This is a genomic window from Embleya sp. NPDC005575 (assembly GCF_040605455.1).
In the GTDB taxonomy this organism is placed as follows: Bacteria; Actinomycetota; Actinomycetes; order Streptomycetales; family Streptomycetaceae; genus Embleya.
In genome coordinates this window covers 1-11,125 of record NZ_JBEXCV010000221.1, presented here as the reverse complement: position 1 = coordinate 11,125, position 11,125 = coordinate 1, and the positions used below count along the sequence as shown (strand labels likewise).

The following is an 11,125-nucleotide window of genomic DNA, read 5'->3' as shown; positions in this document are numbered from 1 at the left end:
CCTGCGCCGCGGGGGCGGCCCAGCCCGTCGCGCGCAGGGCCGCCGCGCACCGGTGCAGTTCCGCCGCGCACCACGCGTCGCGTTCGTCGGTGTCCATCATCCGTACGCCGGGCGGCAGTCCGGTGGCGCGCACGGGGGCCGCGAGTCGGCGGCTGTCGGGGGCATAGCCCAGTGCCTGGACGAGGCCGGTCGCCGCCCGGTTGCCCTCGGGGACGGCCGCCGCCATCCGGGTGCAGCGCAGACCACGCATGATCTCCTCGGCGGCGAGCATCGCGACGCATCCGTGGCCGCGGCGACGGCGCGACGGCAGCACCTGGATGTGCAGGATCCATCCGGTGCCCGCGCCCCATGGACCCAGCGGGGTCAGGTGCACGCCGCCGACGGATCGGCCGTTGGCGCAGATCGAGTACACGCCGTCACGGCCGGGTCCGGCCGGTCGCAGAGTGGTGGTCATCTGGTGGCCCCCGCCTTCCCGGGCGCAGCGCCCCGTTACCGGCAGTGCTGCCCGCGCGTGACCCCGGCCAACCGGGTCGAGGCCACGCGCGCGTGATCACGTCGCCGCGAACGCGGCCCGTGCCTCGTCGGCGCGCCGGCGGCGCCGCCCGTGCGGCGGGATCACGGGTCGATGTCGGCTGCGGAGCGGGCCGCGAAGATGTCCATCGCCTTGCGGGTGAGCGGGCCGGGCGCCGCCGGGGTGTGCTCGTCGATCCGGTGCACGGCCTGGATGTCGCGCAGCGACGAGGTCAGGAATACCTCGTCGGCGTCGGCGAGCGTGGCCAGGGGTATGTCGATCTGCTCGGCGCCGACCCACTCCAGCACCAGCGCGCGGGTGACACCGGCCAGACAGCCGGCCGACAGCGGCGGGGTGACGACGCGGCCGTCGAGTACGGCGAACACGTTCGAACCGGTCCCCTCGCACAGGTTGCCCGCCGTGTTCGCGAACAGCGCCTCGCTCGCGCTGCGTTCGGCGGCGTAGCCGAGCATCACCACGTTGTCGGCGTAGCTCGTGGTCTTGAGGCCGGTGGTCGGCGCGTGCTCGTTGCGGGTCCACGGGACGGTGACCACGGCCGTGCTCTCGCCCCGGGTCTTGGCCGCGCCCAGAGCCACCACCAGCGTCGGCGCGGCATCGCCTCGCTCGGAGCCCAGCGGCGAGCTGCCGGCCGTGTAGGTGATCCGCAGCCGGCCCATACCGGGCAGCGGGTTGGCCGCCAGCACCTCGGCGCACGCGTGGCGGATCAGCTCGGGGTCGGGCGCGGGCAGCCCGAGACCGCGCGCGGAGCGAGCCAGTCGATCCAGATGCCGGGTCGTCGCGAAGGCCTGTCCGCCGGTGGCCTTCATCGTCTCGAAGACGCCGTCGCCGACTGTCAGACCGTGGTCGTCCACCCGAACCATGGCCTGCTCGTCGTCGACGAGGCGATCGTTCAGCCAAATTCTGCTCATGCGCCCTCCGAGGCGTCCATTGCGTTGTCTGGGGTCCAGGTCACACCCGAGTGGTGCGTGTCCGTCGCGTCCTGCGTTTCCGGCGCGTTCCGCGCTTCCCACGCGTCACACGCGTCACGCGCTTCCCGCGGGTCATGCGCTTCCCGCGCGTCACGCTCGTGCGCCGGTCCCGGCAGGTAGTCCCGCCCCGCCACCGCGAGCAGGTTGCGTGCCTTGAGTTCGGTCTCGTCCCACTCGCGCTGCGGGTCGGAGTCGTACGTGATGCCGGCGCCGGTGCCGAAGCACAGGCGGCCGTCCCGGACGAAGAAGCTGCGTATGCCCACCGCGAGCGAGCCCTCGCGGCGGTCCGCGTCGACCCAGCCGATCGCGCCGCAGTATGGGCCGCGCGGGACCGGTTCGAGTTCGTCGATGATCCGCAGCGCGCTGCTCTTGGGCGCGCCGCTGACCGAGCCGGGCGGGAAGGTGACGGAGAACAGCTCGGGCCAGCCCACGCCGGGCGCCAGGGTGCCCGCGACCGTGGAGACGAGGTGGACCAGGCCCGGGTGCTTCTCGACCACGCACAGGTCGGGCACGGTGACCGAGCCGATCGCGCTCGCCCGGCCGAGGTCGTTGCGGACCAGGTCCACGATCATCACGTTCTCGGCGTAGTCCTTGGACAGCAGGTCGGCCTCGGTGCGACCGGTGCCCTTGATCGGACCGGACCAGACCCGGTCGCCGGCGCGGTGCAGGTAGAGCTCGGGCGACGCGCACGCGACGTGCACGTCGTGCCCGGGCAGTCGGATCACTCCCGCGTACGGGGCGGGGTTGCCCTGCGCGAGGCGGCCGGCCAGGCCGAGGATGTCGGCGTCCTCGGGCAGCGGCGCGCTCAGCAGACGGCACAGGTTGACCTGGTACACGTCGCCGGCCGCGATGTGTTCGCGGATCCGGCGCACCCCGGCGCGGTACGCGTCGGCGCCGAGCGAGTCGGTCCACGCGTGGGCGGGCGGTCCGGTCCACGGCGTGGCGGGCAGCGGGGCCGGGCGCACCTCGTCGAAGCGTGCGCACAGCAGGTCGCCCTCGAAGTCGGCGACGACTGCCCAGAACCCGTGCGAATCCAGGGCGGCCGGGTCACGGGTGACGTCACGCAGGCCGGTGGCCAAGCGCCCGCCGAGGTGGGCGAGAGGAGGTGGCTGACTCACTGGTTCGTTCCGGGGTCGCGACCGCGGCACCTGTGACGGATCGGCGCGCGGATCAGATCGTCCATTGTAGAAGGGCGCCGCGATGTCCCGAACGGCCCGGCATCGACGGCTTCGAAGGCCCCGTATCCGCGCACCCCACCCGCCCGGAACTGCCCCGAGCCGATTCCGCGTTCCCGTGTGCCGGTCCGGCACGGCATGATGCGGCACGGTGGGTAGGGATCCGGCAGCCCCGAGTCCGGTGACCGCACCCCGCCCGGTCGGTTCGCCCGGCCCCCCGAAGCCTCCACGGCACCACGCGATCGAAGGACGTTCATCCGTGCACTGTTCCGCCTGCGACACCTGGTCTACGCGGGCCGACCGCTGTTCGTACTGCGGCGCCGTCCCGGCCGCCGGGCCGCAGCCGCCCGGCACCGGGCCGACCCCCGCGGTCACCGGGCCCGCCGCGGCTCCCACCACTCCCGCAGCGCCCACACCGCCGGATCCGTACGCCGCACCCACGCCCGCGCCCGCCCCGGCCGGCGCGTACCCGGGTGCCTATCCGCACGCGCCCGGACAGTTCGCCCCGCAGACCCCGTACGGGATGCCGGGCTCCTATCCGGCCTCGCCGTACCCGGGCTGGCTGCCGCAGCCGTTTCGCGCGCTGCGCGGACTCGCCGTATCGCTGTACGTCCTGCTGCCGCTGTCCGCGGTGTTCGCGGCGCTGTGCGCGGCGGCGTTCTTCCACCGTGCGGACGTCCTGCGACGGATCTCCGACGCGGGCGAGCTCGGCATGACCGACGCGCTGCGTACCAAGGCCGAGGACTCGGACTCGCTCGTCGCTGCGGCGACCACGTTCCTGGTCCTGTCGATGATCGCGACCGCCGTGCTGTTCATCATCTGGATGTACCGGGCCCGCGCCAACGTGGACCTGTTCGGCCCCTCGAAGCAGCACCTGTCCACCGGGTGGGCGATCGGCGGCTGGCTGGTTCCGGTGGTCAGCCTGTGGTTCCCCAAGCTGATCCTGCACGACGTGTGGCGGGCGAGCGACCCGCGGACCGCCGAGCGCGATGGTCGGACTCCCGGCCGGTTGCCGCTGCTGTGGTCCTGGTGGGTGCTGCTGGTGGCCTCGGGCGTGCTGTTCTTCGCGAGCCGGTTGTCCTACCCGCTGGACGAGGACATCGAGCTGTCCGACGCCGGCCGGCTGCGCACCATCGACTTCCTGTCCGGGGTCGCGGATGTCGTACTGATCCTGGCGGCGGTCGCGGCGATCCTCGTGGTCCGCAGGATCACCACGTTCCAGCACGAGCGCGAGGCACTGGCCTTCGCGTCGGGTCTGGTTGCCGGTGGCGTCCCGGGCGCGATGCCGGGGATGCCCGGGATGCCGGCCGGTTTCCCGGGTGGTGCGCGCACGCCGTGGGCGGCTCATCCGACGCAGGCACCGACCGCGCAGTACTTCGCGCCGCCGGTGCCGCAGGCTCCCGGTACGCCGGGCGCTCCGCCGGTGCCGCAGGCGCCGACGGTGATGGGGTCGGGGGCTGTGGGTCCCGAGGGGGCTGTGGCTCCGGTCGCTTCGGCGGCTGCGGCCGTAGCTCCGGCCGAGGCGGCTGCCGCTGCCGCTGCCGAGGCTGCTCCGGCTCCGGCCGCTGACGAAGCTCCTGCTGCCGACGCGACTACGGTGCTGCCGGTCGATGGGGCACCGGCCGCGCGGCCCAAGCAGGTCCCGCCGCCGCGGCCCACCGCCGCGCCGACCGCCGGCGTCGTCGAGCCGGTTGCGACGCCCGCCGTGGCCGAATCGCAGGAACCGGTGTCCCTGGGCAAGCCGGCCAAGGTCGCGAAGCCCGCTTCCGAGCCGGTCGCCGAGCCTGCTTCCGAGCTCGTCGCCGAAAACGCTTCCGAGCCCGTCGGCGAGGACGAAGGCGAGCACAGGGCGCCCGGCGAGGGCAAGGACGAAGTCGAGAACGAAGTCCGAACTCCGGCTGAACCCGCGGCAGAACCGACCCCGACGGACCCGGTTCCGGTTCCGACCGCAGAGGCGGAGGCGACGACAGAGGCCGAAGCGGAGGCCGAGGTTGCGAGCGAGACTGCGCCGGCCGATTCGGCCGAGCCGATCGACGCCGGCGAGTCCGTACCCGCCGCCCCGCGCGCCGAACTCCCCCAGGTCCCGGCCCAGGCTCCGGCGCAGACGGACCGTGCCCAGGACGTGAAGCCGTCCTCGCCGGCAGCGCCCGCCGGCGACGACGGGGACGCCGACAACGCCCCGGTCGCCCCGGTCGCCGAGCCCTCCCCCTCCGGCGAGCGCCGCAGCTGAGCCAAGGGCCGTCCGGATCGCGAAGTGGCCCGGAGAGACCCGATCGAGGGCTTGTCGAAGTCCCTCGGAGTGACCCACCGAGCCGCGCCGAAGGCCGGTTCGAACCCTGGTGGTTCGAGCCGGCCTCGGTCGTTTTCGCAGGTTGCGCGGGTCGCGCGGCGGGGTCCGCGGGGAATCGGTTTTTGTGATGGCCCTCGGATCCGCTAAAGTTCTCAACGTCGCCGGGACGCGGGAACGCAACTCGGGTCGACAGGCGGACGTGGCTCAGTTGGTAGAGCATCACCTTGCCAAGGTGAGGGTCGCGAGTTCGAATCTCGTCGTCCGCTCGGAAGAAGTAGAGGAATGTGGTGGGCAACCACTATGGTTCCTTCACTTGGTGGAGTGGCCGAGAGGCGAGGCAACGGCCTGCAAAGCCGTCTACACGGGTTCAAATCCCGTCTCCACCTCCAAGAGACCCCAAGGCTCCGTGCCGAGGGTGAACTTCCCGCGCGATTAGCTCAGCGGGAGAGCGCTTCCCTGACACGGAAGAGGTCACTGGTTCAATCCCAGTATCGCGCACGCCGCACAACCGAACACGCAGTACGTGCACCACGCAGGTCACGCACGGCGCCCGCGCGATTAGCTCAGCGGGAGAGCGCTTCCCTGACACGGAAGAGGTCACTGGTTCAATCCCAGTATCGCGCACCAGCAAAATCGAAGGGCCGGAGGATCATCGCGATCCACCGGCCCTTCGACGTTCTCCGTCCACGGTTCAAGGTCCCGCTCCCGGTTCACGGTCCGCCCACGGTTCGCGGGTCCGGGCGCACGCGCTCACAGCCCCGCGTGCACGTGTGGCGCGCTGGGCACGAAGTCCGGTTCGGCGAGTCGGGCCAGGCGGGTGCGAGTTTCCTCGTCCTGCGGCACGTAGACGGTCAACCGCTGGCCGGGTGAGGAGACCAGGTCCGTCGGGATGGCGCGCACATGCAGCACGCCGACGTCCAGGTGGCGGAAGAACTTGACCCGAGTACGGGTGAGCGAGATCGGGTGGGCGGCCCACGCCTTGGCGAACTCGGGGCTGACCTCGATCAGTTCGTCGATGAACGCGACCCAGACCGGATCGCCGATGTTGCGGGCGTAGGTGCCGCGCAGCACGCCGACCACGCCCTGGCACTCCTGGAACCACTCGTGGAACGGGTTGCAGCACGCGGGTCGGGTGAACAGCTCCCAGATCAGGTTGCGCCGACCTCGGGGGCAGGCGACCAAGGCCGGGAAGACCCTGGCGTACAGCTCGTTGTAGGCCAGCACGTCGTAGCGCCCGTTCATCACGACCGCGGGCAATGTGGCGAAGTCGTCGAGCAGAATCCGGGTGTCCGCGTCCACCGCGTTCTCGGTGCGCAGCGTCGCCGTGCTCGGTACGCAGGCCAACCGCTTGACGTGCTCCAATTCGACGCCGTCCAGGCGCAGCGTACGGGCGATGCCGGCGATGACCTGCGCGCTGACGTTGATCGGGCGGCCCTGTTCGAGCCAGGTGTACCAGGTGACGCCCACGCCGGAGAGTTGGGCGACCTCTTCGCGGCGCAGGCCCGGGGTGCGCCGGCGGCGGCCGACGGGGAGGCCGACCTGCTCCGGGGTGATCCGCTCTCGGCGGCTGCGCAGGAAGGCGCCGAGCTCGGCGCGCGAGGCGGCGCGGGCGGGGCGGACGTACTGCGGGGTGGCCCGCTCGGGGTTGGGCGGATCGGATCGGTCGGCGGTGCTCGGATCGAAGGCGATCCGGTTTCGGTCGTGTTGTTCGGGAACAGCGTGGGGAACGGCGTCGGTACGCGGGCTGCCGGTCATCGGCCCATCCTCTGCCCGGAGCGGAGTCGATTGCCAGGTGCCTGGTTATACCCGGATAACCAGGCTACTGGTCCGGGTACCGGAGACCGAGCAGAGTCGTCCCCATGAACGATACGGATCTGATGTCGGGCAGCGACGCCCGACGCGAGGAGGACGTGGAGCGGGTGACCACCGCTCTCGGGGGCGTGAACAGGGAGGCGGAGCAGAAGCAGGAGAAGACCCGCCGCGGGGCCGCGAGCACGGTGTTGCTGGTGGTGCTGGTGGCCGGGCAGTTCATGGCGGTGCTGGACGCGTCGATCGTCAACGTCGCGGCGCCGGTGATGCGTTCGGACCTGCGTGCGTCGGGGGCCGGGCTGCAGTGGATCATCGCGGGGTACACGATCGCCTACGCGATGTTGCTGATCACCGGTTCGCGGCTGGGCGCGATCTTCGGGTACGGCCGGGCGTACCTGGGTGGGCTCGGGCTGTTCACGCTCGCCTCGCTGGCATGCGGACTGGCCGGATCGACGGGCGCGTTGGTGGCGTTCCGGTGTCTTCAGGGCGCGGGTGCCGCGTTGTTGGTGCCCCAGGTGTTGACGCTGATCCAGCGCCGGTTCGAGGGACGGCGGCGGACCGCGGCGATGGGCCTGTACCAGACGGCGATCGCCGGCGGTGCGGTCGTCGGGCAGATCCTGGGCGGGGTGCTGGTGAGTGCGGACCTGCTCGGCACCGGGTGGCGGCCGGTGTTCCTGGTCAATGTGCCGCTGGGGGTGCTGCTGTTGGTGGTCGGATGGCGTGCGTTGGGCGGGGACGGGCCGGATCCGGGTGAGCGCCCGGGTTGGGGTCGGCTGGATGTGCCGGGTGTGCTGGTGCTGGCGCCGGCGATGCTCGCGCTGGTGGTGCCGCTGGTGATGGGGCACGAGCAGGGTTGGCCGGTGTGGGGTTGGGTGTTGCTCGCGGCGGGGGTCGCCGGGATGGGTCTGTTCGCGGTGGTCGAGCGGGCGGTGGCCGCGCGCGGCGGGTCGCCGTTGGTGCCGGGTGCGGTGCTGCGCTCGCCCGGGCTGCTGTCCGGCGGAATCGCGCTGCTGATCGCGGTCGCGAGCTACAACGGGTTCCTGTTCACCCTGGCGCTGCACTTGCAGTCCGGTCTGGGCGACAGTCCGCTGCGGGCGGGGCTGACCTATGTGCCGTGCGCGATCGGGTTCGCGGTCTCCGGGTTGTGGTGGGGGCGGTTGCCGGAGCGGATGCGGGCGCATGTGGGATATCTGGGCTTCGCGCTGGTGTCCGTGTCGTACATCGGCATGGCGGCCTCGGTACACGGCGGCCGCGAGGGCGGCGTGACGCTGGCGCTCGGGTTGGCCGCCATGGGCCTGGGTCAGGGCGCGGTGATCGGGCCGCTGATGGCGAGCGCACTGGGTCGGGTGCGGGCCGAGCATGCGGGCGACGCGAGTGGGGTTTTGGTCACGCTCATGCAGGTCGGCGCGGTGTTGGGGGTGGCTACGTACGGCACGACGTTCCTGTCGGCGACGGGTGTGGGCGCCGATGCCTCGGCGCATGCGGCCGTGGTGACGTTCGTGACGCTGGCCGTGGTGAACCTGTGCGCGGCGGTGTGGGCCTGTCGGGTGGCCGTGGGGCGTCGGGCCGGCCGGGTCGGCTGACCAGGTGCGAGGGGGGCGGTCGGCCCGGGCGTCGGGTGGCTCGCGGTGCGCGGCGCGGCGATCGGCTCGCGGCGCGGGTGTGCGCACCGACCGGACGGGGTGTGTGGGCCCGTCCGGCCGGTGGTGCGTGCGGTGTGTGCGGCCCGGGGTCGGGTGCGTCAGTCCTGGTCCTGCTCGGGACGGCTGCGGGCGGCCGCGCGGCGGGCGTCCTGTTCCGGCGAGCGGGTCGAGGCCGGGCCGGCGGCGAAGGCCGTTCGTGCAGCCGGTTTCGAGGTCGTGCTCGACCCCGTGCCGGCCCCCGCACGGGTACGCGGGCCCGGCCCTGCGGCGGCCGGTTCGGGCGTCGGGTCGGCCGGCTCCGAGGCGGGCTCGGGCATCGCCGCCTGCGCGTCGGCCAGTTCCGCCGCCTCGGCGGCGGCCTTGGCCTGGAGGCCGGACATCGTGCGCAGCGGCACTTCCTTGATGAAGAAGACCAGCACGAACGCCAGCGCCATGACGCATGCGGCGATCAGGAAGACCAGCTGCATCGCCGCGGAGAAGCCCTCCTTGAAGGGTGCGGCCAGGCGTGGGTCGAGGTGCTGGATGAACGAGGAGTCGCGCAGCACACCGGAGCCCTGCGCGCCGCCCGGGTTCGGGTGCCGGACCATCTCGATCACCGGCCCGTTCGCGGGGTCGGCGAGCACCGCGGGATCGGCCAGCGCGGACTGGAAGGCGGGTGTGCCGGCGTCCCGGGTGAACGCCTTGGCGATCTCCCCCGAGACGTTGCTGAACAGCACGGACAGGAACACCGCGGTGCCGGCGGTGGCGCCCATCTGGCGGAAGAAGGTCGCGGCCGAGGTGGCCACGCCCATGTCCTGGGGTGGGACGGCGTTTTGCACGACCAGGATCAGCGTCTGCATGCACTGGCCGAGGCCGACGCCGAGCAGGACCATGAACAGGCTCGTGGTCACGAGCGAGGTCTCGGCGTCGACGTACAGCGCGAACAGGCTCATCGCGATCGCGGCGATGCCGGTGCCCAGGATCGGGAAGATCTTGTACCGGCCGGTCTTGGAGGTGATCTGGCCGGAGAGGATCGACGAGCCCATCATGCCGACCATGACCGGGATCATCAGCAGACCGGCCTTGGTCGGGCTCGCGCCCTTGACGATCTGGAAGTACTGCGGGATCAGCATGAACCCGCCGAACATGGCCATCCCGAAGATCACGCCGATCAGCGACGCGAGGCTGAAGATCCGGTCGGTGAACAGGCGCATCGGGATCAGCGCGTCCTCGCCCATCCGGCGCTCGACCAGGATCCAGGTGATCACCCCGATGCCGCCGATCAGGTAGCAGGCGGTCGAGGTGCCCGAGCCCCAGCCCCATTCGCGGCCCTGTTCGGCGACGATCAGCAGCGGTACGACGCCCAGGGTCAACGTGACCGCGCCGAACCAGTCGATCCGGTGCGGGCGGCGGGTGTGCGGGATGTGCAGCACCTTGCCGACCACGAGCAGGGCGACCACGCCGACCGGCACGTTGACCAGGAACACCCAGCGCCAGCCTGCGATGCCGAGGATCTCGTCCTGGCCGGCGAAGAAGCCGCCGACGAGTGGGCCGAGCACGCTGGAGGTGCCGAACACGGCGAGGAAGTAGCCCTGGTAGCGGGCACGTTCGCGGGGCGGGACGATGTCGCCGATGATCGCGAACGCGAGCGACAGCAGGCCGCCCGCGCCCAGGCCCTGGAGGGCCCGGAAGCCGGCGAGTTCGTACATCGACGTGGAGAACGTGCACGCGGCGGAGCCGACCACGAAGATCGTGATGGCGGCGAGGTAGAACGGGCGCCGGCCGTACAGGTCGGACAGCTTGCCGTAGAGCGGCGTGGCGATCGTCGAGGTGATGAGGTAGGCGGTGGTGGCCCATGCCTGTTGACTGAGGCCGTGTAGGTCGTCGGAGATGGTGCGGATCGCGGTCGAGACGATCGTCTGGTCGAGCGACGCCAGGAACATGCCGGCCATCAGGCCGTACAGGATCGTCATGATCTGACGATGGCTCAAGCCGCTTTCGCCTGCTGTTTGGTCCGGCGCGGTCTGCGGTTTGGTGTCGGTCATGCGGTACGGCCTTCCGGTGCACCGGGCGCGGCGTCGCGCGTGGGTGACTGGTCGCGTTCGAGGTCGTCGTTGAAGCGGCCGAGGAGATGGACGAGCGTTTGGCGTTCGTCGGCGGACCAGTCGCGGGTGACCCGGTCCAGGTCGGCCTGCCGACGACTGCGGTAGATCTCGAACGCCTGGGTCCCGGCCTGGGTCACCGCGAGCAGGGTGCCGCGGCCGTCGCTGGGGTCCGGGCGGCGCTCGACGAGGCCGCGCTGGACCAGCGACGCGATCTGTCGGCTGACCGTGGACACGTCCAGGTAGGTCATCGCGGCCAGGTCGGTGACCCGGCGGGGCCCTTCCATCGCGAGGTAGGCCAGGAGCAGCCGGTCTCCCCCGTCGGGCACGGGGCCGCTTTCGGCGCGGCTGCGCGCCTTGGCTGCGGCCGAGAGCCGCATGAGACGCGCGAGTTCGCTTCCGAGTTCGTCGGGTGCGCGGCCGGCTGTCGGCTCGTCACACGGTGTCGTCGCGGTATTGATGACCGCCCCCCTTGTCGCTCGCCACGCATTAACTGCATGGCTCAACCAACAATAGCGCTTCCCTTCCCCGCGCCCACTCCCCCGGGACGCCCCAGGGCCGACGCGGGCGCGCCGCAGCGGGCTTGGGCGGCTGGGGCTGCGTCGGGGGCGGCGCGAGCGTGGCGCA

The 11,125-nt window shown here is 71.9% G+C and carries 8 protein-coding genes and 4 tRNA genes; 6 read left to right on the top strand and 6 right to left on the bottom strand.

Going from position 1 to position 11,125, the window contains the following annotated elements; translation table 11 throughout:
- From ABZS54_RS39510 to ABZS54_RS39500, 3 genes are all read right to left on the bottom strand, one after another.
- Nucleotides 1-454, bottom strand: a 454-nt coding sequence (locus ABZS54_RS39510; protein WP_355547169.1) for a GNAT family N-acetyltransferase, incomplete at its 3' end; no start/stop codon positions are given.
- 161 nt (nucleotides 455-615) lie between these two features.
- Entirely contained in the window at nucleotides 616-1,440 is an 825-nt protein-coding gene (locus ABZS54_RS39505) for an aminodeoxychorismate lyase (protein ID WP_355547167.1), read from the bottom strand.
- Nucleotides 1,437-2,618, bottom strand: a complete 1,182-nt coding sequence (locus ABZS54_RS39500) for a chorismate-binding protein (RefSeq protein WP_355547165.1) — start codon at nucleotides 2,616-2,618, stop codon at nucleotides 1,437-1,439. Before ABZS54_RS39500 ends, ABZS54_RS39505 begins: the two co-directional genes overlap by 4 nt.
- Nucleotides 2,619-2,934: 316 nt before the next feature.
- Here ABZS54_RS39500 and ABZS54_RS39495 point away from each other — a divergent pair, with 316 nt between their 5' ends.
- The 5 genes from ABZS54_RS39495 (at nucleotide 2,935) to ABZS54_RS39475 (ending at nucleotide 5,592) form a co-directional block, all read left to right on the top strand.
- On the top strand, nucleotides 2,935-4,905 hold the full coding sequence (locus tag ABZS54_RS39495; RefSeq protein WP_355547163.1) for a DUF4328 domain-containing protein: 1,971 nt from the start codon (nucleotides 2,935-2,937) through the stop codon (nucleotides 4,903-4,905).
- Between the two features lie 253 nt (nucleotides 4,906-5,158).
- Nucleotides 5,159-5,231: transfer RNA gene (locus tag ABZS54_RS39490), tRNA-Gly, on the top strand.
- A 49-nt stretch (nucleotides 5,232-5,280) separates the two neighbouring features.
- Nucleotides 5,281-5,354: transfer RNA gene (locus tag ABZS54_RS39485), tRNA-Cys, on the top strand.
- 37 nt (nucleotides 5,355-5,391) lie between these two features.
- A tRNA-Val gene (locus tag ABZS54_RS39480) sits at nucleotides 5,392-5,463 on the top strand.
- 54 nt (nucleotides 5,464-5,517) lie between these two features.
- Nucleotides 5,518-5,592 (top strand) — tRNA-Val (locus ABZS54_RS39475).
- A gap of 123 nt (nucleotides 5,593-5,715) precedes the next feature.
- Here ABZS54_RS39475 and ABZS54_RS39470 read toward each other — a convergent pair.
- Entirely contained in the window at nucleotides 5,716-6,720 is a 1,005-nt protein-coding gene (locus ABZS54_RS39470) for a helix-turn-helix transcriptional regulator (protein ID WP_355547161.1), read from the bottom strand.
- Between the two features lie 104 nt (nucleotides 6,721-6,824).
- Here ABZS54_RS39470 and ABZS54_RS39465 point away from each other — a divergent pair, with 104 nt between their 5' ends.
- Nucleotides 6,825-8,357, top strand: a complete 1,533-nt coding sequence (locus ABZS54_RS39465; protein ID WP_355547159.1) for an MFS transporter — start codon at nucleotides 6,825-6,827, stop codon at nucleotides 8,355-8,357.
- 158 nt (nucleotides 8,358-8,515) lie between these two features.
- Here the strand turns inward: ABZS54_RS39465 and ABZS54_RS39460 are convergent, their stop codons facing one another.
- Nucleotides 8,516-10,441, bottom strand: a complete 1,926-nt coding sequence (locus tag ABZS54_RS39460; RefSeq protein ID WP_355547157.1) for an MDR family MFS transporter — start codon at nucleotides 10,439-10,441, stop codon at nucleotides 8,516-8,518.
- Complete coding sequence (locus tag ABZS54_RS39455) at nucleotides 10,438-10,827, bottom strand: MarR family winged helix-turn-helix transcriptional regulator (protein WP_355547155.1); 390 nt, start codon at nucleotides 10,825-10,827, stop codon at nucleotides 10,438-10,440. The genes ABZS54_RS39460 and ABZS54_RS39455 overlap by 4 nt, the downstream gene beginning before the upstream one ends.
- Nucleotides 10,828-11,125 lie beyond the last annotated feature (298 nt).